This window comes from Synergistaceae bacterium, from assembly GCA_017444345.1.
GTDB lineage: Bacteria > Synergistota > Synergistia > Synergistales > Aminobacteriaceae > JAFUXM01.
In genome coordinates this window covers 1-24821 of sequence record JAFSWW010000083.1, presented here as the reverse complement: position 1 = coordinate 24821, position 24821 = coordinate 1, and the positions used below count along the sequence as shown (strand labels likewise).

The window sequence follows — 24821 nt, the reverse complement described above, 5'->3', positions numbered from 1 at the left end:
GGCGGGTGGGAGTAGAATAATGCGTAAAATTTTTTGCTGGTATATATTTTTGTTATTATATTAATATATTACACATACATACATGAAAGGAAGATGAGAATCTATGTCGCTATTACATCAAATTGATTCAGTGTTTCATTTAGTCGTTCAATACGGCGTGCTCTTAATGGAATGTGTAGGAGTTATTATCCTGCTGATTACTGCCTTAAAAAGTATATGGGGCTGTCTTTGCCGGGACGAACACGTGAGATTAACTCTTGCTAAGGGTATCGCTTTATCGCTTGAATTCAAACTAGGCGGCGAGGTTCTCAGAACTGTAATAGTTCGTGAATGGAGCGAACTTGCTGTACTCGGCGCAATTATTTTATTGCGGGGTGCACTAACATTTTTGATTCACTGGGAGATAAAGACAGAAGAGGCCAAGCACGAAGAATAATTTAATTTAATCTTCAAATTCAAGTTTTATTCTCATTCCGTCATGGCCGCAAATTGTTTCAGGAAAAATTTTTTGTGCATTCGGTAAATATCTTAACGGGCTGCCTATAACTTGAGAGTAATGACTCAGCCATAATCTTTTAACGCCTGCACTCTTAGCAATCCCTGCGGCCTGTGAAAAATTCATGTGTCCATATTCGCGCGCCTGTTCTGCCTGAAAATCTTCGCCGTATGTTGCCTCACAAATTAACAGGTCTGCACCTTTTGACGCTTTTATTATCTCTTCGCACTCACAAGTATCGCCGGTGAATACAAATTTTAGTCCTTTTCTGGGAGCTTGCATTACTTCTGAAGGCGTTATAACTCTTTCATTTAATAAAATATTTTCGCCGTGTTGTAAAATATTCCATTGATTAACGGGGATATTTAACTCTTGAGCTTTATCAGGTAAAAATTTGCCGAGCCTGCTCAACGTAAAGCAATAACCTTGACTGGGAACTCTGTGAACTGTCGGGAAAGCATTTAAACTCGCTCCATATGGCCAGCCTTTAATTAAATCGCAAAGTTTTCCGGGCAAATTCTCAAGCAATACTACATCGAACGAAATAAAATCAGTCAGAGTCAAAATCGGACTCATAAATTTCGCGAGTCCTTCAGGCCCTGTGATATAAATTTTTTCAGTCCTTCCCATACAGCTCATAGTCTGCAATAATCCCGGAATTCCTAAAATGTGATCCCCGTGATAATGAGTGAGTGCTATTAAATCAGTCTTCATTAAGCTGACTCCGCATTTTCTCGCTGCCGTCTGAGTCCCTTCTCCGCAGTCAAATAATATAGAATGTCCCTCACAAAATAGTGCAACTGAAGTCAAAGCCCGTTCAGGTAATGGCAGTAACGCCGAAGTCCCTAAAAGTGTAATATCAATCATGAAAATTTCTCCGCCTTCTCTCGTATAAATTCTAGTGTCCGCAATAATTGACCGTCTTTATTTATCCCCGCGAGTCTCAAGTTATGCGCAAATCCTAACGCTAAACCCATTAAAGCACCCGGCTTAATTCCTGACTCTATTAAATCTCGTCCCATTAAATAAGGCTCGTTCATTCGTGAATTATATAACTCTAAAAAATTTTCAAGCTCGTTATATTTTGAGTCATCCACTAATAAGCGCGACAATAATAATAAATCACTCGGACAAATTGACTCGTCAAAAATTTTCATGTAATTATATTCATTATCGGCGAAATTTATTTTACTTGTTAAATCAATCATGTTCAGCACGTATTTAATTAACTTGTCTTCACTAGTCAATCTCGTTAAAAATTTTTCAGGCGATTCTATATCAAGACACAAAGCACTCATCATGAAATAAAATTTTCCGTCCGCTTTATCTCTTAACTTGGCCGCGCTGTCTATAATATCAAAATTTTTGACTCGTTCTAATTCACCGAGCCAGTAATTTATTTGCTGCATTTCACGTAAAGACTCAAAAAATATAGACGGCCGACTCGATTTCATTAATGCACGCTCAATCTCATTAAAGACTCTTTCACTTGCAAGGGAGTCAAGCCTCACACGAGAAGCAAATTTTTTTGTCTCACTGTCTATCTTGAAATCTAAACACGCAGCAAAACGGGCAGCCCTCAAAACTCTTAACGGGTCATCCTGAAAACTTTTATAACTTACTTGCTTTATAATCCGCGAGTCTATATCGTCAAGCCCTCCGAAAAAGTCAAGAATTTCACCCGTCAAAATATCCTGCATTAACGCATTCACCGTGAAATCCCGCCGTAATGCCGCCTTGTGTTCACCTCCGTAAATGTCAATCGGCAAAGCTATATCTAAATCATAATGTCTCAGCTTTAAAATCTCAAAACTTGCACCCATTCTCATAACTTCACCGAGTGAGTCAAGAATTTCAGCAAGCGAAGCTATTTCCACGCCGTGAATCTCTATATCAATATCCTTATTTTCAAGTCCCATTACTGAATCACGCACATAACCGCCGACAAAATAAGCTCGTCCGCCGAATTCTTTTACTTTTTGCGCGATATTATTTGCCATCAATAAATTTTTATTCGTCATGGCCCTCAATTATAGCAATTTCTGACTCGTTCAGGCCGTAAAGCTCGTAAACTAGTCTGTCAATTTGTGATTCAAGTTCTTGCGCGGGCTGATGCTGTGATTTGAGCGCGATTACTTTATCGACAAGATTTATTATTTCGCTTTGATTTATATTTTTCTTGCGCAGATCTATTATCGGGAATTGTTGCTCATTATCAGGAAAAAAATTTAAATCATCGCTAATAAATGTGAAGAAATACCAATTTACTAGGTGCGAATTCAGAATACCGAGTAAAAATTTCATGTCATACTGTGAGACAAAATCAAAATCCTTGCATGACTCGCAAATTTTCTCGGCTGTCCTGTGCTTTGCTTTGCGTAATTTATCGATTCTCACACAATTTACAACAGTGTCGCTATTGTATAAATTCTTGTCGTCATATGAAAATCTTAATCGCTCGTTCACAATTTTAGCTGATATTATTTTCTCATTCTCGAATATTTCCGGGAAGACTGGACGATAATGTTCATCAGGGCAGTACTTAAGCCAGCCGCACCGCTCGTGATAATAGCGTTGTATATTTCTGCCCTCAATAAACGGCTTGAGTCCTTCCTCATATTCATCATATAAATAATAACTTTTCAGGCGTGAAGAGTCATATTTGCTGTTAATTCTTGCTCCGTATGAAGTCAGGCAAATATCACCCATTTTCACGGACTCCGCGTCAATTTTGCGTTTAATATTGCTTGCTGAGCTTAAATCATTTGTCCTGAATCTATTTTCCGGTAATTCTCTAAAAACGTCCTGATTTACTGCGAACTCGGTAAATTTTCGCGATCTGAAATCATCTCTATTCATTGCGATTCTGACTCGTGTAAATCTCGGCTTATTAGAGACTCTCAAGATTATATTTTTCACGGTTGCTGAATTAAACACAAAATAATTGCTTGTGTCAACAATCTCATCAACTATAAAATTATCAAGTAACATTTTGCGGGATAATTGCGCGTATTTCTGATTGGTGTACGAATATGGAATAATGAACGAGAGAGTCCCATAAGGCGCGAGGAGTGAGCACCCTTTTTCTATGAACGCTATATATAAATCAGTTCTCATTATGCAGGTCTTGAAAGCGTCATAAATTGCTTTGCGGTCTGAAATTTTCTCAACGTTTATATAAGGGGGATTGCCGATAACAATATCAAAGCCGCCATTTTCAGCAAAGACTCGCGGGAATGTCATTTGCCATAATAAAAAAGGTTTTGAGGGTAATGTTTTAGCTTTCTCGTAAAATTTTAGTCTCTCATCGCGTTTATCATCGGGCTGAATATTAATTTGCGAAATAATAATCTCGTCATATATTGCTGAAATCTGATCGCGTAATCTTTTTTTCTCGTCGGGGTCATTAGCGTCATATAAATTTTTTTGCAGAGTTATTAATTTTTCCGTGCGCTCGTTTACATCGTCATCAAAGAAAGTCCCTTGTCTATTCTGAGTCGTAATCTTTGTATATTTGCTTTCGTCGTCGAGTTTCAAGCCCATGAAAGAATTAATCAAACTATCAGCGCAAATAATATTACAATCTAAATTCGGGAGGGGGTGAGGCTGTGAGCTGTCATTATCGATAACAAGAGAGAGCCATAAACGCAATTTCGCAATATCTACGGCACTGGGTTCGATGTCGCAGGCAAAAATTGAATTCTTTATAGTATCCCGCTTGAGTTCGTAGAAATTTATTGCTTTATCATTCAAGAAATGCGATATAACATTGCGCGCGCTTATAATTTCGTTGAGAATCCCCAGCGGGAAGGCACCGGAACCGACGGCCAAGTCAACAATTTTTACATTTTTGAGAGCTGAGTCGATTTCGTTTAGGCGCGATAAAATTTGCGGGTTGATTTCTTGACGAGTCATAATTTCGCCGAACATGAAAAAATTTCGTATATCGTCATCGTTAATGCCTGTTTTTGCTGAAATGTGAGAGATTAAAGACTCCTGACACATATAATGCACAATTTCTCGGGGAGTATAGAAAGCTCCGATATTTTTGCGGTTTTGCGGATCCATGAGGCTTTCAAAAACTTTTCCGAGCATTTCGGGATCTATAGCGATTTCATGTTCAAGCGGCTCATCTTCAGAAATAGTAAAATTATAATTGTCGAAAATGTCAAGAATTCCATTAAATGACTCGTTCGAAAAAATTTCATTAGGTAGCGTAAAATTTGATTTGCTGCCCTCAAAGAGTCCCCCGTTCAAAAAAGGTATACGGCAGTCAAGCTCAGGGAAGAATGACTCATCGCCGCGATTCTTGTTAAGTCCCTCATAAAATAAAGGCTCTAAGCAGCTGCTAAAATAGTTTTGATTGGCACTCACGCATTTATTGAATAGGTCGCGCAAGAAAGTTTTTGAGCCATTGCCCCAGTTTTCGCCGCGTTTTACTCCGAGCCAGCCTTTTTTTTGCACGAAATACAAGAAAGCAATTTGACCGAGTAATTTTTTAGCGAACTGTTCGGGAATTTCCGGGCGATTATCGAGTGATTCAAGAAAATTTTTTAGAGATTCATATTTAGATTTATAGCGCGTGAAAAACTCATTAGTAACGGGCTCAACGTTAAAGGCCTCGACTAAGTTATCAAAATCTGGCTTGTTATTCTGCAGAAAAATGGGTAATAGACGCTCCTGAGCAGTGTGAGAGGGTTCACCCCTGCCGACGAGAAAAGAAAATCTCTTAGCATGATTAATATTAAATCCCTTAGGCTGAACATAATCCATCATGACGAGAGAGAGCCGCCATTTTTCGGGGGAGTCATTCACATAGAAGGCTGCGAGGGCTGCGTCAAAAGTGTTATTATTTAACAATGTGCGTAAAAAATTGCGCTGAGAACTCCGTGAGTCAAGATTATTCAAGCAAATTGCAAGGAGGGCTATTTTTTGCGAGTCAGAAATATTATAGCTGCCGAGATTACTATAAAATTTTATGCTGTGAGAAAAATTTTCGGGCGGCTTTATTTGATTATCCGGCAATAAATCAACGTCAATTAATAATTCATTCAAAAAACGCCTGAAAGTGTTTATATTAAAATCAGCCTGCAAAGTTTCTCTAAAAATTTCAGTCTTAAGCTCGTTAATATTCATGAGTGAGTCCCCCTTATATAGCAAGATAATATAACATGTTTTGCCCCGTCGTGCTTAATAGCTGCTTCTTTTCGCGTATAAAGATAGCTGCGGGGTATGAGAGTCTCAATGACTGCAAATTTTTCGCTTGAATTATGAGTCCCGGCAAAAAATTTCAATGCTGATTTTATCAGATTAGGGGGGAGTCTGCCTTCCTCGCAAGCCCTGATAATTCGTGAAATAATATTTTGCTGTGTATCATTTAAGATTCTTGCGTACTGAATAGATTTCAGCTCGTTAAAAAATTTTTTCTCGTTACCTGTTAAGAATGGCCGTGTTAAATCTGTTATATTCTCATGAGTTAATGACTCGTCAAATGCTTTATTATTTAATTCAAGCTGAGTGAAATAATCTGACTCAATTTTTGCGCAGGACTCGTCCGGTGTGCATTCTAGGATTTTAGCGGCTTCAGTAAAAGAAATTTGTCGGGTCTGGCTGCCTTGAGTGATAAAGAATTCTTTTAAAGCTCCCTTGCGTATGAAAGTTAGAGTCGAGCTGCTTATTATTTCGCGTGAAAATTTGCCGGTTTTTGCCATAGCCGGGAGTCTTGCTAATTTCGTGAATAAAATATTATCATTGTCGCGTATATTTCTGATAGCCTGTAAATATTTTAGTTCGCCGTCTTCTGATGAGTCATTATCGCCGTTAATGCTTGTGAGCTCGTCAAGAACGTCAAAAAGTTTTTTCGGGCTGGGATTCTCGTCTTCAGATAAATATTTATAGTCATTGCCTAGAGTGTCATTAAACATTTGTAATTTATTCAAGATTTTAGCTTTGAGTGATAAATGCTTGTCAGATTGAGCGGTCGGGAAGAAATTAAACACGTAAATATTGCTGTGAGAAGTCCCGACTCTGTTAATACGTCCGACTCTCTGCATAATTCGTGTAGGATTCCAAGGCAGGTCATAATTAATAATTATATTAGCTTGGTGTAAATTTATTCCTTCTGATAAAATATCGGTCGTAATTAATACGTCGTATAAATCGCTTTCAGGGTGCAGAGAGTCAAAATTTTTCGGGTTAAAACTTGATTCGATCTTAGATTTAAGAGATTTGCTGCTATCACCGGAAAAATAAATCACTCGTGAATTATAAATTTTTTGCAGATTATCATATAAATATTTTGCCGTCTCTGTAGACTCAGTGAATATAATAATTTTTTTGCTTGCTGACAAGATATTATTATGAATCAAATCATCGCAAAATTTCTCTAATTTCGGATCAGTCTTAACGGAGTCCCACCAGCCGCGCAATTTTTCAAGATCCTTCAAGTCGTCAATTAAGTCAATAATAAAATTTGTGTTGAATTCTGACTCGTTAAAATAACGGGCGTTGTTATTCTCGACCTGATTAATTAATTCGTCGGTATTGCCGGAGTCAAGTAAATCATAAATATCAAGATTGCTGCTGATATAGACTCCGTGATGATTATTAAGCATGTCAATAAATTTTTTATACGAGTCAATAAATCTATTAAGAGTCATTCTGAATGCGTGAAAGCTGCTTTCGAGTCTCTTAACTAGTAAACATTTCATGAATCCGCCCATATTATGCTGTGAAGTCAAGAGGCCTGCGAATTTTCCGGGATTTATTAAATAAGTCAGCGGCTTATAACGTGAATAATTAAAATTTTTGATTATATTCATGGTCTCATTAAAAAATTTGTCGATTCTGTCATCAAAGCTATAAATAATTTTTTCAGGTGATTTGACTTCCGGAAAAGAGAGTCCCTGTTTGAGCATGTCAGATTTATAATAATTAATAATTTCGCTGCGGGTACGTCTAATCATGATATGCCGCAAAATTTTATCCCGGATTTCTTCAGAATTTGCGCGGTTTTGCTTAATATATTCTGGTGAATTCCCGTCTAAATTTTTGAGTTTGTCATTAATGCGCTTAAAGAATAAATCAAGATTTCTGACTCCGGGGATATTGCTTGAGTGTCTAGGCTGGAATAAATAAATTTGATTTGCAATGTCGCTTGAGTAATTATTTATCGGAGTCGCTGAAATTAATATTACTTTCTTGTTATGGCAGATTTCGTGTAATTTCGTGAATCCTTCAGTGTATGAATTCCTGAATCTGTGAGCCTCATCGATAAAAATATAATCATAATCTTGTTTGCTTGATAAAATATTATCTAATTTTCCGAGCGATTCGACTTTTGCAGCAACCTCAAAATCTGCTAATACATCGCGCCAGTAATCAATAAGGACGGGCGGACAAATAATTAATTTTCTCCCGGCTGGTAAAATTTTCGCTAGCATTGCGCATATATAAGTCTTGCCGAGTCCTACAACATCAGAAATAAATACGCCGTTATAAGACTCAAGCATTTTCTTGGCCTGAATTACCGCATCAATCTGATATTGAAGTCTTATATAATCGCGGGGGATTCGTCCGTTAAAGAGTGATAAATTTTCTTTGTCTGAATTAATCTCGTCATAAAAGAATTCATATAGAGTCTTTAAATAAATTTCATAGGGCATAATATCATCACGCAGCCACGTATGATTCTCTGCTGTGTCAATATAAATATTATTAATATCTATGCTTTGAGACCATAACGAATTAAATTTATCGAGCGCAAATTTTACGTCTGATTCATCGTTTAATTCTACGTTGAATTCTATATTATCAATTAAGCCGGCTTCAGAAAAATTGCTGGATCCCGTTATAACGCTGTTGAGTCCATTATTCCGCCTGAGTATATAAACTTTTGCATGAAGTCTAGTTTTAGAATCAGGATATAAACGCATTTGGATTTTTCCGGATTTGAGCCACGATATAAATTTTTTCGCTCCGTCTTCAATATTATAAGATACCTCCGAATTATCGAACTCGTTTATTATTTCATGCGAGAAATTTTTTAATAAATCTTGAGTCCTGCTGTCGATATTGAGTCCTACGAGAATTCTAATATTTTGTACGTTCTCAAGTGATTTATACAGCCGGAAAAAGCCGCTTGACCTGAAATAGCCTACAAGAATATCAAAAAATTGCGTGCCGTCGTCAATAATTTTCGCAAAACGTGTATATAAATCTCGTTCGGGTTCGTTCGTGAAAAATTGAGTCATGAAAAATTTATTTCTTTGTTGCTGCCTGTAAACGTTTAAAAGATTTTGAGCGTTTTATTTTGCTGTTAATTGGCTTAATCATAGCATAATCAAGTGCTTTGCGTCCTTCTGCGTTAATAATATTTGCGTCTGCTCCCGAGTCAAGCAATAAATCAATCATGACGGGATTATCATAGAAAACCGCAAACATTAAGGCCGGACACGATGCCCGGAAAATCCCCCATTCATAATGAGCTAAACTATCTAATAAATTTTCTGTCGGATCTGTTGAAGTCCATTTATTAAGCGGCAAAGTATAAATTTTTCTCTCGTCGGGTGCTGGCTCATAGTGTTCGTTTACATTTCCGCCGGCCTTCAGGATTTCAGCAAAAATTAATCTGGCTGTGCTGCTCGTTTTATCAGCGAGAGTAATAAACATATTACCGTCAATAACTTCATTATCATGTATTTTCGCGCCGGATTCGATTAATTCTCTGACAGCCTGCAAATTTTCAGAATCTACGGCAAATGCTAGGGGATTCGCGCTGTATGAATTTCCTGCACCGCATGAGTCATTTACGTTGAGTCCCTGAGAGACTAAAAATTTTATTACGCCCTTATTATGATTATATGCCACCGCCCAGAATAAAGGAGTCGAGCTGTCAAGGGCTGTTAAATCCGAGTCGTCATAATTCTCCGGGAATTCATCATAATGCCGTCTTACGTTGAAATTTGCGCCCTTCTTTGCTGCTGTCTTGAGTTCAGAAAGAGTCCCGTTTTTTGCGAGTTTGAATACGTCAATTTTTTGTTTTTTTGCTGCTTCTGAGAATGCGGCTATATTTATAATAAATGAGAATGCTATAAATAATGCTATAAATTTTCTTGCTGGCATAATAATTTTATCTCCTTCCGTAGCCTTGTCTGAATACTAAAGCCTCAGCAACGTGTTTTTTCTGGATTGACTCATCGCCTGCTAAATCCGCAATAGTCCGCGAAACTTTTAGAGTCCTGCTTAGTCCCCGCCCTGATAGATGCAATTTTGCGGCCATGTTCACGAGAAAATCACGCGCGTCATCAGGGAGAGTCAGAAATTTTTTAACGAGTTTTTCCGGCAATTCCGCATTACATACTATATTGAATTCCCGCCATCTTTCTTGCTGAATTTTGCGAGCTTTAATAACTCTTTCGCGAATAACTGAACTTGACTCGGGCTGATTACCGTTATTATCAAATGAAAGCAGCTCATCAGGAGTCAATCTAGGCACATTAACTTGTAAGTCGACTCTGTCTATAATCGGGCCTGATAATTTGCGCGCGTATTTCTCAATATCAACGGCTGAACATTTACACGTCATAACGGGATCACCGGCATAACCGCAGGGACATGGATTTGCGGCTAAAATAAGCAAGACTCGTGAAGGATATTCGACTGTTCCGGCTGCTCTGCTGACTGTTATAAATCCGTCTTCAATGGGAGCTCGCAGACTCTCCCTTAAATCGCGTTTAAATTCCGTATACTCGTCAAGAAATAACACGCCTCTATGAGCAAGTGAGACTTCACCGGGCCGCAAATTATTCCCGCCTCCGCAGATTGATACAGTACTTGCGCTAAAATGTACAGTTCTGAAGGGTCTTTCACGGGTTGAGTTAATAGGCATTCCGAGTGTGCTGCGAACTAAAAGAGTCTCTACAAGTTCATCATCAGTTAATGGCGGGAGAATTCCACGTATTGCCTTAGCTATTAAAGTTTTGCCGCTTCCGGGCGAACCGACTAATAATAAATTATGATGACCAGCTGCGGCGATTTCTGCGGCTCGTCTTGCTTGAGCCTGCCCCTTAATGTCCGCAAAATCTGTGTCAATATTTACCGGCAAATCAGGAATCGAAACGGGCGGCAATGGGCGGGGCTGTTCATGTCCGAGTAAGCTGTTAATTAACTCTGCTAGATTATCAGCGCAATATGCTTCTACACCCTGAACTAGTGCGACTTCTCCGGCGTTCTCACTGGGAATATATAACGGGACTCCCATTTTTTTAGCGAGAAATGCCGCGGGGACTGCTCCCCTCACACGTCTTAATCGGCCGTCAAGTGCTAATTCTCCCATGTATAAAGCCTTTGGACATTGTTTTAACGCTCCTAACGCTAAAATCATTTCTAGTGCAATGGGTAAATCTAATAATGCGCCTTCTTTGGGAATATCAGCCGGAGCAAGATTCACAGAGACCCGCCCCCTTAAGTCAAGCCCTAAGGAACGCAAAGCAGCTCGGACTCTTTCGCGGGATTCTTTCACGGCAACGTCAGCCATTCCAACAATTGATATAGCAAAAAGCCCCCTCGTGATTTCTACTTCAACTTCAACCGGGAGGGCTTCCATACCTCTTAGAGTTACGCCTAAAATTCCGCTCATGATTTATTTTTCCTTGCTTTGATCACGAAATAATATATTAAGCCTGCAATTACTGCGAGTGCTATACATGAAATTGTGATGACGTGTAAATATTGCTTTAATAATTCCTGATGTTCACCGAGTAAATACCCCGCGAAAGTCAGCACAAATACCCATATCCCCGCGCCGAGTCCCGTATAAATACAAAATTGTTTGAGCGGCATTCTTGCAAGTCCCGCAGGCAATGAAACATACTGACGAATACCCGGTAATAATCTACATACAAACGTGCTTATATGTCCGTGAGTGTTAAAAAATTTTTCCGCTTTGTCTATAGTCTCTTGTGAGATAAAGAAATATTTTCCATATTTTAATAATAACGGCCGGCCAAGTTTGACAGCAAGCCAATAATTAAATAATGCTCCCAGTAAACTCCCTGCGATTCCTGATAGTAATACAAGAGTTAAAGACATTTCACCCTTCCAAGCTAAATAACCGGCGGGCGGCATTACTACTTCACTAGGGAAAGGAAAGAATGACGATTCAAGAAACATTAACGAGATTATACCCGTGTAACCCATTTTGCCGATTGTATCAACCAGCCACGATGTTAAAGCAGATAATAAATTCATTTATAAAAAATTTTCCTCCCTGATTGTTGAGTTTTCGCTAATTTCCATTAATTTTTTTTGTGAGTATACAGCAGAAATATATCTAATTGTGCCCGCATTCATACAAAGTGAATTCGTCTCGATTTGCGCTCCGTGATAGTGAACACCTTTCAATAAATCGCCGTCAGAACCTCCCGCCGCTGCAAAGAAAACATTATCACTCTTAACTAAATCGTCAATCGTAAAAACTGTGTCGCGAGTGAGTCCCCCTGCCTTTGCTTTGATTTCGTCATCTTGATTTCTGAAATAGGGCTGACACTGCATATTAGCGTCAAGACATTTCAAAGCACAAGCCGTAATAACTGCTTCAGGAGATCCGCCGATTCCCAGTAATAAATCCGCCGTCTCATGACCGGGAAGACTCGTCATTAATGCGCCTGCAACGTCGCCGTCACTTATAAGTCTTATTCTTGCTCCCATAGCACGGACTTTTTCGAGAATTTCATGATTTCGCGGTCTGTCAAGCATTACTACTGTTGTTTCATGAATGGCCTTACCCTTTGCCTTTGCTGTGATTCTTACGTTAAATTCGATAGGTGCTTGAATGTCAATATAATTTGCTGCTTCAGGTCCTGTTACTATTTTATTCAAGTAAAATAAATTTTCGGGATTGAACATTGAATTACGCGGAGCAGCTGCTATAACACTTATTGCGCCGTCCTGACCTTGTGCCATTAAGCGGGTTCCGTCAATTGGTGCTAATGCTATATCCATTTCGGGGCCTTCACCTGTTCCGACTTCGTGATTTCCGCATTCACCTATTACGATAAAGCCCTTCATTGCGGCACCGTTCAGAACATTACGCATTGCTTCAAGTGCTGTGCGGTCGACCTCGTTTTTATCGCCGAGTCCAAAACAGCGGCCTGATGCTATTACTGCGGATTCTGCTGCTCTAACAAGTTCCATAGCTAAATTTTTATCCTGCGCAAATAATGCCATTATGTTATGTATAGAGTCTCCCTCGAAAATTTATTTAATTGCTCATGATAAGCGAGATTATATAATAACTTGAATATTTCTGACAATAAAAGCAAGAAATTTTTTTACGAGAAAATAAGCCCAGCCGCAAAATTTTATTCATGTATACAGACTCCAGCATAAGGCGCAAAATTTTTATAGACTCGAATATGCCATCACGAACAGCAGGAAAAATTTATATACTCGAATATACTGTAACTAGCAGCAAAAATTTTTTATTCAAGCAAGCTAATAATCAAACTAAAATTTATTTTCCGCAAAAATGTTATATAATTTACATTACTAATTTATAACGTAAAGCATTATTTATTTTGTGAAAGGATATAGGCACGTACACTTGAAAAAATTATACAAAGTATCATACGAAAAATTATATCACTGGGCAAAAATGGGTCTATGGGATGACGGGACGGGGTTACTATGCTAATTTTATATACTCCTGTGCCTAAAATTAATCGCAGAATTCCCGCAAATTTTTATAATAATACGAAAAATTAATAATTTACTCTCACGCTTTATTCCATTAAAATTAACTCACCGAAATATTTTAAAATTTTATTCAGGAGGGTATATTTATATCATGAAAAAGTTTCTTGTATTATTAACCTGTTTTGCGCTCGTATTATCCGCTGCGGCCTGCTGTGCTGCTGAAAAAAGTTTCTTTCTCACACTCGCTCACAACTTGGCCGAAGATCACGCCGTTCACATTGCAATGACTGAATGGGCAGAAGCTGTAAATAATGCCTCTAACGGTTCAATCACAATTAATATTATTCCAAATGGGCAATTAGGTTCAGAAGCTGACTGCGTTTCACAGATTCAGGCATCACAGCTCGAAATGACAAAAGTATCAGCCGGCACTCTTTCAAATTTTGAGACTGCTTGGAATTGTGTATCAGTTCCCTACGTTTTCCGCGATAAAGATCATTTGTATAATGTAATGAACGGTGAAATCGGCAAAGATTTATATAATCTCACTGCGAAAGACGGCTTTATCGGTATTGCATGGCTTGAATCGGGGACTCGCTGCTTCTACACTGCTAATAAAGCAATTCGCAAGCCTGAAGATTTAAAGGGTTTAAAGATTCGCACGATGGACTCACAAATGGCAATCGACATGATGAACGCTTTCGGAGGCAGTGCGACCGTCATGGGCTACAGCGACATTTACACGGGAATGCAGCAGGGAGTAATCGACGGAGCAGAGAATAATATTACAGCTTTAAGAGATCACGCCGACGTAACAAAATTTTATTGCTACGATGAGCACACAATGATTCCCGATGTAATAGTAATTTCCGCAAAAGTCTGGGACGAAATGAGCGACTCACAGAAAAAAATCATGAACGAGACCGCCGCAAAAATGGTAGAAAATTATCGCGGACTCTGGGCAAAATTTGAAGACGACGTAAAAGCTCAAGTCGGTGATAAAGTAGAATATATTAAAGATGTCGACAAGCCGGCATTTCAGAAAGCAGTCGCCCCGTTATATGAGAATTTAAAGAAGTCAGACGCTGCTACATACTCATTTGTTGAAAGAATTCAGGCCGCAAAATAATGAAGACTCTAGAAAAAATTTTAGACTCGGTTATGAGATTCTTAATGGCCCTGTCTATGTTCATACTTGTAGCGTTTGGAACGTGGCAAATTTTCAGCCGGTGGGTACTCAAAGATCCGTCAACTTTCACAGATGAGTTATTGCGCTATGTATTAATTATTGCGGGAATGATAGGATCTGCCTATTGTTTTTACCGTGATGAGCATTTAGCATTGACCCTCGTGTCTGACCGTGCAAAGGGAGCATTTAAGCTCATTCTTGATATTTTTATCGAGGCTTGTATATTATTCTTTGTTGTGTACGTGTTTATTTACGGAGGCATGAAATTATCAAGCACTGCTACAAATGTCTCGTCAGTTATGCGAATTCCCATGAAGACTTTATATTTAATTGAGCCTGTCTGCGGAGTCATGATAATAATAGCGCGAGTCTTGAAATATTTGCAGGCTTTCTCAGCTCGTAATAATAAACAGGAAGGCGGGAATAATTAATCATGGTAATCACTGCAACTGTAGTATTATTCGTGTCATTCTTTATTATGTTATTTGCCGGAGTGCCTATCTCAGCTGGAATCGGTATAGCTTCAGTAGTTGCTGCGTGTGTGAGCGGAGTTACTACTCTTGAAGGCTTTGCTTTTACTGCCGCACAAAAATGTTTTTCCGGACTTGACTCGTTCTCGTTATTAGCTCTGCCGTTTTTCTCACTGGGCGGCAATATCATGAATAAGGGCGGAATTGCTAGAAGACTTGTGAGACTCGCAAGATTACTTGTCGGCAAAATCCCCGGTTATCTAGCAGCGACAAATGTATTAGCTAATATGTTTTTCGGGGCTGTCTCAGGCTCATCAGTCGCGGCAACGTCTGCAATGGGTTCGATTCTTTCACCTCTTGAGAAGGACGAGGGCTATAATCCTGACTATTCGGCAGCCGTAAATATCTGTTCAGCTCCCACTGGAATATTAATTCCTCCGTCGGGGCCGTTGATTCTGTATTCGATTACAGCGGGCGGAGTCTCTGTTGCTGCTTTATTTATGGGCGGTTATTTCGTGGGTGGAATTCTCGGCGTGGCTGTTGCTATAATGGCGATATTCTTAGCAATAAGACTCGGCTATAAGAAATCAGAAGTCAAAGAAGAGGACTCGGCCTTAAAAATTTGGATTGACGCATTCCCGTCATTATTTGCAGTAATTATAGTAATGGGCGGAATTTTAGCGGGAATCTTCACGGCCACTGAAGCGGGAGTCGTAATGTGCTTATATTGCGGATTGTTAGCAGCGATTTATAGAGAAATGGATTTGAAGACTCTTTATAATTTACTATCTGACACGATGAAGAGCTCGGCGACGATTTTATTCTTGATTGCTGCGTCGTCAATAATGGCCTATGTAATGGCGAGAACTGGAATTCCTAACGCGATTTCACAAATGATTATGGGCGTATCTAATAATAGATATGTAATTCTCTTAATCATGAATGTATTTTTGCTAGTAATGGGAATGTTCTTAGATTTGACTCCGGCGGTGTTAATATTTGTGCCGATATTTTTGCCCATAGCTCGCAGAATCGGAATGAGCGACGTACATTTTGGACTCATGCTTATATTGAATCTCGGTATAGGATCAGTAACACCTCCGGTCGGTTCATGTTTATTTGTGGGCTGCGGAGTTGCTAATGTCAAAATCGAGGGCGTTACAAAGTATATAGTGCCGATATTTATCACAATGTTTATTTCGTTAATGCTCGTTACATATATTCCGCAAATTGCCTTGAGTCTTCCATATTGGACAGGACTTATTAAGGGCATGGGCTGGACGAGATAAAAATTTTAGGGCGGGGCTTGATTGAAAGAGTCTCGCTCTTGTTTTCTCCTATTCTACTCTGCTGCGAAGCAGCAGGGTGGGCGGGTGGGAGTAGAATAATGGAAAAATTTAGCCGCAAATCTTTATCACGTTAATATATATGCAGGATATTCACGTAAAATTTTTTGCTGCGTTCATAATATATATAATTCAGGAGGTAATTTGTTACATGGAAATATGCGCTAAAATTATTAACTCCGAAAAATTAGAACACTTCTATATACTTCACACTAATTCAGCCGATATAAAAATTTATTGCTTGACCGACGATATTATCAGAGTCCGGACTTCTTTTGACAAGAAATTTGACGAGGAGTCATATATTCTAACTCTTACAGGGTGGGCTGATAGGCTTGATAATTTATTCACCGGAGAAAGAAAACGAGTTGACCCAGTCGAGCCTGTTTCTATCGAGTCCGATAATAAAATAATATTCAAGACGGTAAAATTGACTCTTGAGTTCGACAAAGACCCGCTTTGTATGAGACTTTATGACTCAGAGGGCACAGAAATTTACTCGTCATTAGCTGGGAATCCCTTCACTCTTGACTCAAATAATAGAGTAACTCATTACAGCCGAATGAATGAAGATGACTGCTTTTACGGATTCGGAGAGAAGGCGGGAGTCTTAAACAAGAATCAAACTTTTTTACGTCAGCGGGCGACCGATGCAATGGGCTATAATCCCGTGAAGTGCGACACTCTTTATAAGCATATACCCTTTTATATAAGATTGACTCGCGGAAATCACAAGGCACTGGGACTCTTTTATCACAATTTTTATGAGTCAGTGTTTAACATGGGCTGTGAAAAGAGTAATTACTGGCCTCGTTATTCTTACTGGCAGGCAGACGGCGGAGATATAGATTTATTCTTTATATCGGGCGATTCAATCAAGCAAATAATAAATAATTATACTCTTTTGACTGGTCGGCCGGCATTATTGCCAAAACGTGCGCTCGGTTATCAAGGCTCATCAATGTATTATCCCGAACTAGAGAAAAACAGCGACGATGCAGTGCTTGAATTCATTGACACGATAAAGGCCGAGGGCTTCCCGATTGACGGCTTTCACTTGTCATCAGGTTATACGAGCGTTGACGGTAAACGCTGTGTATTTACATGGAACACTACGAGATTCAAGAATCCCCGCGAATATTTTGCAGCAATGAACGAGAAGGGCGCGCAGAATGTCCCTAACGTCAAGCCCGGAATCTTACTCGTTCACCCGTTATTTAATGAATTCATGAGCCGCGATGTATTCGTGAAGGACAGCAAAGACCCCTCAAAAATTGCACTCGGCTGCTGGTGGGGAGGCACTGGGGCATTCTGGGACTTCACAAAGCCTGAAGCTCGCCGCGCATGGATGGATTACTTAATCAAAAATGTTATTGACGTAGGCACGGACTCAATATGGGACGATAATTGCGAGTATGACAGCTTAGTAGATAAGGACTCGCGCGTTGATTTTGACGGCAAGGGCGGGACAATTGCGCAGTTAAAGCCGCTTATGTCAACAATAATGTGCAAAATCGGCGGTGACTCAGTCCGTGAACATAATAAAGACGCTCGGCCATATATAGTATGCAGGTCAGGCAGCGCAGGGATTCAGAAATACGCTCAAACATGGTGCGGGGATAATTTTACGAGCTGGGAGAGTCTAAAATATAATATTCCCATTATTACGGGCATGGGCTTATCGGGTCAGCCTAACGAGGGCGCGGATATAGGCGGATTTGCGGGGCCTGCTCCCAGTGAAGAATTATTTTTGCGCTGGGTTCAAAATGGTATATTTCAAGCTCGTTTCTCGATTCATTCAGCCAGCAATGATAATACAGTTACAGAGCCTTGGATGTTCAAGAATTCGGCGGATTTGATTCGTGAAGCTATTTTACTGCGTTATAAATTCACGCCTTATCTTTATTCGCTTGAGTATGAGGCAAATTTAACGGGTGCTCCGATTATGCGGGCTCTTGTCTATGAATTTCAGGAAGACTCACGAGTATTTGATGAAAGTTTTGAGTTTATGTTTGGCCGTGATATTCTTGTAGCAAATGTTATCGAGCCGGGACAAAAAGTTAAACGCGTTTATTTGCCGTCGGGTTCGGGCTGGTATGACTGGAACGATAATTATAAATTCTACGAGGGCGGACAATTTATTGATATTCCTGTAGATTTGGCGAGCATTCCCATGTTTATACGTGATGGCGCAATTATTCCTATGGCAGAAAATAAACTCTCAAGCATGGCACTTGATAAAATAACTGACCTGAAATTTATTATCGCACCGACTCAAGATAGCAGAGAGAGAAGTTACACACTCTATGACGATGACGGAGTAAGCAACGATTTTATCAACGGTGTATATCGCAGGACGAATATAAAAATGTCAGGCTCAAGTGTCATAAATCTTGAATTTACTTCTGAAGGCTCATATACTGACACTGTTAAAAAATTTGCCGTTGAGTTTATACGCAAGGACCGCAGCCCCTTCTGGGTATCACTCGGAAATAAGAAACTTGAGCATTTCTTGAATCGCAAAAAATTTGACTCTGCCTCTGAAGGTTGGTACTACAGCCAGACAAAACGCGCAGTAATCATAAAATTTGCGAACCCGAATCAGAATTTTACGCTAAAAATTTCATTTGAAGACTTTGATTTAATAGGTATGTAATCATGTTAATAAAAAATTTTCGTGCAATCAACAAAACAAGCAGCGGCTATATTATTAACGCAGATAATGCTGATATTATGCTTGTATTTCTTAGCGATGACGTTATAAGAGTCCGGGTATCATTTGCCCGGGCTTTTCGTGAATGCTCGTATGCTTTAATTACTACGGCGTGGGCTGATGAGCTTGATAATTTATTTGCAGGTGAACGCACTAGGATTAACGCGCTGAATATAGACTATCAGGAAAACGAGAAAAATTTAACTTTCACGACTAAGACTCTAAGACTCGTCATGAATAAATCTCCCCTAAATTTTGCGCTATATAATAATGAAGGAACTTGCATTTATCGAGACTTGCCGGAACGTTCATTTGAGCGCGACCAGTTAGGCCGGTTGAGTCATTATTCATGTATGGACAGAGAAAAAGATTTCTTTTACGGGTTCGGCGAGAAGACCGGGAATCTTGACAAAAAATTTAGACGTTTGCGAATGTCCCCTAAAGACGCTATAGGCCATGACCCTGAGACAGGCGACCCGATGTATAAGCACATCCCGTTTTATATTCGTGTGAATCGAGATAATTTGCATTCACTGGGAATATTTTATAATAATTCTTATGATTGCGTGTTTGATTTAGGTCAAGAAATTTCAGGCTACTGGGAACGCTATAATTATTATCAGACTGACGGCGGGGATATAGATTTATTCTTTATTAACGGCTCAAGCATGAAAAAAGTTATCGAGCGTTATACATGGCTCACAGGGCGGACTATATTGCCGACAAAGCAATCACTCGGTTATTGCGCGTCTTCAATGTATTATGCCGAACTTGAAGAGAACTGCGACAAGGAAATCTATAATTTAATTGACAAACATTTGCGCGAAAAAATTTATATTGATAATTTCTGGCTCGCATCGGGGTATTCAAGCGGAGAAAAAGATAACTTGCGATATACTTTTAACTGGAATTATAAGCGATTCCCGAATCCTGAAGAATTTTTTGCGAAAATGAACGCGCTGGGAATTAACGTAATTTGCAATCTCAAGCCCGGAGTCCTCAAGAATCACCCATATGCGAATTTTTACGAGAATAACAACGCGTTTATAAAGACTCCGGATAAGAGCGGCGACTATTACGGAAGATGGTGGGGCGGTGAAGGGAGATTTATAGATTTTACCAGTCAATCAGGCCGGGACTCGTGGCGTGAGTTACTCGAAAAAAATATTTTACGCAAAGGCACAAAAACTGTCTGGAACGATAATTGCGAATTTGACGGCATAGAAGACCGCGAGGCATTTTGCGATAATAACGGAATGGGCGGGACTATGGCGGAACTCAAAATTATTCACTCGAATTTGATGGCACTCACTGCTATTCAAGCTATAAAAAATGTATATCCAAATGAACGCCCATATGTAATTAATCGTGCAGGTTATGCGGGGATTCAGAGATATGCTCAAGTCTGGGGCGGAGATAATCTCACTGACTGGAGGACTCTAAAATTTAATATTGCAACGATTCTCGGAATGGGTTTATCGGGCTGTGCAAATATGGGCTGTGATATAGGCGGGTTTGCAGGCGGAGCACCTGAAAGCGAGTTATTATTACGATGGATTCAAAATGGAATCTTCCAGCCCCGTTTTACTCTGAATTCAGCAAATAATGATAACACAGTTACTCAGCCCTTCATGTATGAAGAAATTATTTCGCAAGTTCGTGAGGCTTTTGCTTTACGTTATAGAATGCTGCCCTATTTATATTCACTCATGAATGAAGCAAATAAATCAGGTCTTCCCGTTATGAGGCCGTTATTTCTTGAATTTCCTGACGATATAAACACTTACAGCGACAATAATTTTACGTTTATGTTTGGAAATTCTATACTTGTCGCAAATGTTATCGAGAAGGGCGCGGGGACTCGGCAAATTTATTTACCTGCCGGCTGTAACTGGTATGATATGAGCGATAATTTAAAACTTTATCAGGGCGGCCAAGTGATTAATATTCCGGTTAATGATTCAAGTATTCCCATGTTTTTACGGGGTAATTCTATATTTTTCACGAGCGACGATATTAAACGCATAAATTTTGACTCGGTGAAGACTCTTGATTTCTTGATCGGTGCAGATAACGACAGCGAATTTACTTTTTATGATGATGACGGCCATACAGAAAATTATAAACACGGCGAATTCTCAAGCGTTAAAATCACCGTAAAATCAGGTAACCGCAAAATTATAAATTTCACGCGTGAGGGCAGTTATCACGAGACTATACAGCAAATAAATTTACGAGTCATCAGCAAAGAGAAGGGCGCATACTGGGTCAGAGTCGACGGCCGGAAAATAGCGCGCTTTATCACACTTGATAACTTCAGGGACTCGCGTGAAGGCTGGTATTATAATTTGTCGGACCGCACTATTTGTGTTAAATGTTCTTGGCCGGTGAGTGAAATTATTATCTCAACAGAAAAATTTGACTTAATCGGCATGAATGAAGAGTAATTATTTATAAATATATCTGAAGGAGGCGGCATATAATGAGTAAATCTGCTAGACAGCGTCATATAAGCCTGCGCACTATGTTAGTAATCTTTGCTTTGTTACCGTTAATTAGTGCTGTTATAATTATTGCGCTCGTGAATTCCGGAATAGTTGTGAGTAATCTTAACTCAAGCACAAAGGAGTCATTAATTCTAGCGTCTCAGGCTCTCAAAGAATACTACGAATATGATTTAAAGCATAATATAAATCTTGACGGGGATTTTTGCGAGTATGACACAGAATATATTGACGTTATGAAGAAAACAGGCTTTGAATTTACTATATTCAAGAAAAATATTAGATTCATGACGACGATATTAGACTCAAACGGGCACAGAATAGAAGGCACTCCGGCGTCTGAAGCAGTATGGCAGGCTGTGAAATCGGGCAATGATTATTATTCTGACAACGTAAAAATTAACGGGCTTGTCTATCACGTTTATTATATGCCGCTGACTAATGGCCGCGAAATTGTAGGGATGGCATTTTCCGGCAAACCTGCGACTCAGATTCAGGCAGCTTCACGAAGTATTTACATCATGATATTTGCTATAAGTGCCGCGATGATAATTATTTATTCGATTATTGCCCTGATAGTCGCGAAAAGAGTAGCCGACCCGTTAAAAGAAGTTGCCGCCGAAATCGAGAAATTATCAGATGGAGATCTTGACACGGAAATTTTACTAGACAGCAAGATTAACGAGACCGCGCAATTATTAGACTCAGCCGATAAACTTGAGCACGTATTAAATGACTCAATCGGGAGAATATTAGACTCGGCCTATGAACTCACGGAGACAGTAAAATCCACTGAAGAACTTGCTAAGAACTCATCATTTGCGGCGAATCAAATTTCTGACACTATGAAATCTCTATCTGATACGACTCTCCAAATGGTCAAAAGTGTTCAGGATATAGGCGAAAATATTTCAGACATGGAAAAAATAATCTCGCAAGCCGTCTCTAACGTCAAGAATCTTAGCGAAATATCTTCACAAATGAATGACGCTAACAAGACCGCCGGAGAATGTATAACAGAAGCCGCCGACTCCTCCGTTAAATCTTACAAAGCCATTGAAATAATCACCGACAAAATAAAAGCTACTAATAATGCAATTCTCAATATAGGCGAAAAAATTAAGATGATAACTTCTATTGCATCACAGACGAATTTATTATCACTCAATGCAGGAATCGAAGCAGCCCGGGCAGGTGAGGCAGGGAAGGGATTCGGGGTTGTCGCCGCAGAAATTAAGAAGTTAGCAGAGGAATCAAACGAGGCCGCCGAGTCAATTAATGATACAGTCTTAGAAATTAAGCAGTTATCGGGCGAATGTGTGAGTCAGGCTCAAGAAGTCGAAAATTTAATCAATGAAGAGCGCGAGGTCTTAGCAACTACTCAAGAAAAATTTACATTGCTTGATAAAGAAATAGCCTCATCACTCGTAGAAATCTCTTCAGTGTCAGACGTAACTACGAGGCTTGACTCAATCAGGCAGACGATTTCAAACGCAGTAAACGAACTCTCTTCAGTATCAGAGCAGACATCAGCAGCAAACGAGCAGGCTACAGCGTCAATAGCAGAAATTGCCGAAAATGTTAATAACGTATTCAACGACACAAAGATAATTGATTCATTATCTGAAGACTTGAAGGAAGCAGCCAGTTATTTCAAGATTTAACGCACAAAAAAATCCCCCCGGCCGTGTGAATTCATGACAGGGGGAATAATTTTATATATTTTCTCGTGTACTATGCAAATTTGCGGCGTTCCTTGATTCTTGCTGCCTTACCGCTTAATTTACGGAGATAATATAATTTTGCTCGTCTGACTTTGCCCTGACGCTGAACCTCAATTTTATCAATCGAGGGACAATGCACCGGGAATATTCTTTCAACGCCGACTCCGTTAGAAATCTTGCGCACTGTGAAAGTCTCGTCAAGTCCTCCATGTTGTTTGGCTATAACAATGCCCTCAAAGACCTGTATACGTTCGCGGGTACCTTCTTTAATTTTTACGTGTACTCTCAGAGTGTCGCCCGGTCTGAAATCCGGTAATTCATTTTCTCTGTAGTACTTCTTCTGAACTAAATCTACAGCGTTCAATTTGAATAATGCCTCCTAATAAATATTTAACGCTTCCCTAATAACCTATCTAAAGCGGTTCCTATTAATATATTCAACGGAACATTTATGTCTTGTCCTGCTTCATAGAGATAACCTGCCAAGCCCTGAATATTATAAAATCTGCTCTCATCGTCAGCAAATAAAAATATAATTCCGCCCTCATGTTCTAAACATTTGCGCTTTAATTCAAGACTATGCAGCAAATTATCTCCCGAACGCGCGTGAATCTTCACGATTAATAAATTTTCCTGCTTATTCTCGTTATACAACCTCGCAATATTGCCTATAATTTTTGAGTCAGGATATAAATTTTTTATTTTCTCGCGTAAATCATGATCATTAGCGATTATATAATATCTTCCCAGATTATAGGCTCTGCAAAGCTCACTAAGTCCGCATAAATTCACGTCTTCATTATTTGCGATAACAGCAAGATTAATTTTTCCGGCTAAATAATCACGTATAGAAGCTCTTGCTATCAAGTCCGGCCTGCGTGTCAGAGTTCGATTTATTGCCTCTCTTCTGCGCCACCTAGAAATTTGCTTGTTATTGCCGCTCGTTAAGATTTCCGGAACGTCGAGTCCCTCCCATGTAAACGGCCTCGTATAATTCGGATTATCAAGCATACCACGATAAAATGAGTCTTCTATAACGGCTTTATTCTTGCCGACTACACCGGGAACAAGTCTCGACATCGCGTCAATTATCAACATTGCGGGGATTTCTCCGCCGGTTAATACGCAATCACCTATAGAGATTTCTAAATCTACATATTTTTGCGTAAATCTTTCGTCAATGCCCTCATAATGTCCGCAGATTATAATAACTTGTTCCTGATGTGCCAGAGTCTCAATTATTTCCTGACTGATTAAGACTCCTTGCGGCGAAGGGAATATTACAAACGGTTTGACTCCTTTATGCGATGCAAAATTTAAAGCGTCTTTTAACTGCGGAGCTGCGAACAACATTCCGCCCGAACCGAACGCATAATCGTCTAACTGTCTATAATTTCCCCGGCCAAAATCGCGTAAATTCACGAGTTCAACGCCGACAAGCCCATTTTTTACAGCACGCCCCGGAATGCTTGTATTCAGGAAATTTGAGAATAATTCCGGGAATGCCGTTATTATGCTTACGTTAATTATTTAGTCCTCGATGATGTCAACATCAACCCTTTCACCGGCCTTGACTGCTGCCGCTTTGGCCAACAGCCGGATAGCGTTGATCGTTGCTCCCCTCTTCCCGATTACTCGCCCCACGTCCTCATGGGCAACCCGAATCAGGATTTTATTTCCGCC

Annotated in this window: 19 protein-coding genes; 8 read left to right on the top strand and 11 right to left on the bottom strand. The window is 39.6% G+C overall.

The window, feature by feature from the left end; all coding sequences use genetic code 11:
- Nucleotides 1-103: 103 nt before the first annotated feature.
- On the top strand, nt 104-436 hold the full coding sequence (locus tag IJS99_06010) for a DUF1622 domain-containing protein (GenBank protein MBQ7561369.1): 333 nt from the start codon (nt 104-106) through the stop codon (nt 434-436).
- A 6-nt stretch (nt 437-442) separates the two neighbouring features.
- Here IJS99_06010 and IJS99_06005 read toward each other — a convergent pair whose 3' ends face one another.
- Genes IJS99_06005 through glpX form a run of 8 tightly spaced genes read right to left on the bottom strand, consistent with a single transcriptional unit; the run spans nt 443 to nt 12724 of the window.
- Nucleotides 443-1363, bottom strand: a complete 921-nt coding sequence (locus IJS99_06005) for a ribonuclease Z (GenBank protein MBQ7561368.1) — start codon at nt 1361-1363, stop codon at nt 443-445.
- Nucleotides 1360-2517, bottom strand: coding sequence for a CCA tRNA nucleotidyltransferase (locus IJS99_06000; protein ID MBQ7561367.1), 1158 nt, complete (start codon nt 2515-2517; stop codon nt 1360-1362). The genes IJS99_06005 and IJS99_06000 overlap by 4 nt, the downstream gene beginning before the upstream one ends.
- Nucleotides 2507-5632, bottom strand: coding sequence for an Eco57I restriction-modification methylase domain-containing protein (locus IJS99_05995; GenBank protein MBQ7561366.1), 3126 nt, complete (start codon nt 5630-5632; stop codon nt 2507-2509). Before IJS99_05995 ends, IJS99_06000 begins: the two co-directional genes overlap by 11 nt.
- The gene (locus IJS99_05990) at nt 5629-8748 is read right to left on the bottom strand and encodes a helicase (GenBank protein MBQ7561365.1); all 3120 of its coding nucleotides are present in this window, start codon (nt 8746-8748) and stop codon (nt 5629-5631) included. The genes IJS99_05995 and IJS99_05990 overlap by 4 nt, the downstream gene beginning before the upstream one ends.
- A gap of 7 nt (nt 8749-8755) precedes the next feature.
- Nucleotides 8756-9619, bottom strand: coding sequence for an ankyrin repeat domain-containing protein (locus IJS99_05985; GenBank protein ID MBQ7561364.1), 864 nt, complete (start codon nt 9617-9619; stop codon nt 8756-8758).
- 7 nt (nt 9620-9626) lie between these two features.
- Nucleotides 9627-11135: a YifB family Mg chelatase-like AAA ATPase gene (locus tag IJS99_05980; GenBank protein MBQ7561363.1), complete on the bottom strand. Its 1509-nt coding sequence runs from the start codon at nt 11133-11135 to the stop codon at nt 9627-9629.
- Entirely contained in the window at nt 11132-11746 is a 615-nt protein-coding gene (locus IJS99_05975; GenBank protein MBQ7561362.1) for a DedA family protein, read from the bottom strand. Before IJS99_05975 ends, IJS99_05980 begins: the two co-directional genes overlap by 4 nt.
- A complete protein-coding gene (glpX, locus tag IJS99_05970) occupies nt 11747-12724 on the bottom strand; it encodes a class II fructose-bisphosphatase (protein MBQ7561361.1) in 978 nt (325 codons plus the stop codon).
- A 140-nt stretch (nt 12725-12864) separates the two neighbouring features.
- Here glpX and IJS99_05965 point away from each other — a divergent pair, with 140 nt between their 5' ends.
- From IJS99_05965 to IJS99_05935, 7 genes are all read left to right on the top strand, one after another.
- Complete coding sequence (locus IJS99_05965) at nt 12865-13056, top strand: hypothetical protein (protein ID MBQ7561360.1); 192 nt, start codon at nt 12865-12867, stop codon at nt 13054-13056.
- A 287-nt stretch (nt 13057-13343) separates the two neighbouring features.
- Nucleotides 13344-14321: a TRAP transporter substrate-binding protein gene (locus tag IJS99_05960; GenBank protein ID MBQ7561359.1), complete on the top strand. Its 978-nt coding sequence runs from the start codon at nt 13344-13346 to the stop codon at nt 14319-14321.
- A complete protein-coding gene (locus IJS99_05955) occupies nt 14321-14812 on the top strand; it encodes a TRAP transporter small permease (GenBank protein ID MBQ7561358.1) in 492 nt (163 codons plus the stop codon). Before IJS99_05960 ends, IJS99_05955 begins: the two co-directional genes overlap by 1 nt.
- Nucleotides 14813-14814: 2 nt before the next feature.
- Nucleotides 14815-16140 carry a TRAP transporter large permease gene (locus IJS99_05950; protein MBQ7561357.1) on the top strand — a complete coding sequence of 442 codons (1326 nt, stop codon included), beginning with the start codon at nt 14815-14817 and terminating at the stop codon, nt 16138-16140.
- Between the two features lie 208 nt (nt 16141-16348).
- Nucleotides 16349-18853 carry a glycoside hydrolase family 31 protein gene (locus IJS99_05945; GenBank protein ID MBQ7561356.1) on the top strand — a complete coding sequence of 835 codons (2505 nt, stop codon included), beginning with the start codon at nt 16349-16351 and terminating at the stop codon, nt 18851-18853.
- A 2-nt stretch (nt 18854-18855) separates the two neighbouring features.
- Entirely contained in the window at nt 18856-21357 is a 2502-nt protein-coding gene (locus tag IJS99_05940) for a DUF4968 domain-containing protein (protein ID MBQ7561355.1), read from the top strand.
- A gap of 35 nt (nt 21358-21392) precedes the next feature.
- Nucleotides 21393-23078 (top strand): cache domain-containing protein, encoded by a 1686-nt coding sequence (locus tag IJS99_05935; GenBank protein MBQ7561354.1) that lies wholly within the window; start codon nt 21393-21395, stop codon nt 23076-23078.
- Nucleotides 23079-23148: 70 nt separating this feature from the next.
- On the opposite strand, the gene rplS is transcribed toward IJS99_05935, so the two are convergent.
- The 3 genes from rplS to IJS99_05920 form a co-directional block, all read right to left on the bottom strand.
- Nucleotides 23149-23502, bottom strand: a complete 354-nt coding sequence (gene rplS, locus IJS99_05930) for a 50S ribosomal protein L19 (protein MBQ7561353.1) — start codon at nt 23500-23502, stop codon at nt 23149-23151.
- A 26-nt stretch (nt 23503-23528) separates the two neighbouring features.
- The gene (trmD, locus tag IJS99_05925; protein MBQ7561352.1) at nt 23529-24665 is read right to left on the bottom strand and encodes a tRNA (guanosine(37)-N1)-methyltransferase TrmD; all 1137 of its coding nucleotides are present in this window, start codon (nt 24663-24665) and stop codon (nt 23529-23531) included.
- A 3-nt stretch (nt 24666-24668) separates the two neighbouring features.
- On the bottom strand, nt 24669-24821 hold a 153-nt coding region (locus tag IJS99_05920), incomplete at its 5' end, for a KH domain-containing protein (protein MBQ7561351.1).

Bases quoted from the DNA above. Each gene is read 5' to 3' on its own strand.
- IJS99_05995 (MBQ7561366.1), bottom strand. From the start codon at position 5,632: ATGAATATTAACGAGCTTAAGACTGAAATTTTTAGAGAAACTTTGCAG.
- IJS99_06005 (MBQ7561368.1), bottom strand. From the start codon at position 1,363: ATGATTGATATTACACTTTTAGGGACTTCGGCGTTACTGCCATTACCT.
- IJS99_05945 (MBQ7561356.1), top strand. From the start codon at position 16,349: ATGGAAATATGCGCTAAAATTATTAACTCCGAAAAATTAGAACACTTC.
- IJS99_06010 (MBQ7561369.1), top strand. From the start codon at position 104: ATGTCGCTATTACATCAAATTGATTCAGTGTTTCATTTAGTCGTTCAA.
- IJS99_06000 (MBQ7561367.1), bottom strand. From the start codon at position 2,517: ATGACGAATAAAAATTTATTGATGGCAAATAATATCGCGCAAAAAGTA.
- IJS99_05965 (MBQ7561360.1), top strand. From the start codon at position 12,865: ATGTATACAGACTCCAGCATAAGGCGCAAAATTTTTATAGACTCGAAT.
- glpX (MBQ7561361.1), bottom strand. From the start codon at position 12,724: ATGGCATTATTTGCGCAGGATAAAAATTTAGCTATGGAACTTGTTAGA.
- IJS99_05940 (MBQ7561355.1), top strand. From the start codon at position 18,856: ATGTTAATAAAAAATTTTCGTGCAATCAACAAAACAAGCAGCGGCTAT.
- IJS99_05985 (MBQ7561364.1), bottom strand. From the start codon at position 9,619: ATGCCAGCAAGAAAATTTATAGCATTATTTATAGCATTCTCATTTATT.
- IJS99_05960 (MBQ7561359.1), top strand. From the start codon at position 13,344: ATGAAAAAGTTTCTTGTATTATTAACCTGTTTTGCGCTCGTATTATCC.
- IJS99_05980 (MBQ7561363.1), bottom strand. From the start codon at position 11,135: ATGAGCGGAATTTTAGGCGTAACTCTAAGAGGTATGGAAGCCCTCCCG.
- IJS99_05950 (MBQ7561357.1), top strand. From the start codon at position 14,815: ATGGTAATCACTGCAACTGTAGTATTATTCGTGTCATTCTTTATTATG.
- IJS99_05935 (MBQ7561354.1), top strand. From the start codon at position 21,393: ATGAGTAAATCTGCTAGACAGCGTCATATAAGCCTGCGCACTATGTTA.
- IJS99_05990 (MBQ7561365.1), bottom strand. From the start codon at position 8,748: ATGACTCAATTTTTCACGAACGAACCCGAACGAGATTTATATACACGT.
- IJS99_05975 (MBQ7561362.1), bottom strand. From the start codon at position 11,746: ATGAATTTATTATCTGCTTTAACATCGTGGCTGGTTGATACAATCGGC.
- IJS99_05955 (MBQ7561358.1), top strand. From the start codon at position 14,321: ATGAAGACTCTAGAAAAAATTTTAGACTCGGTTATGAGATTCTTAATG.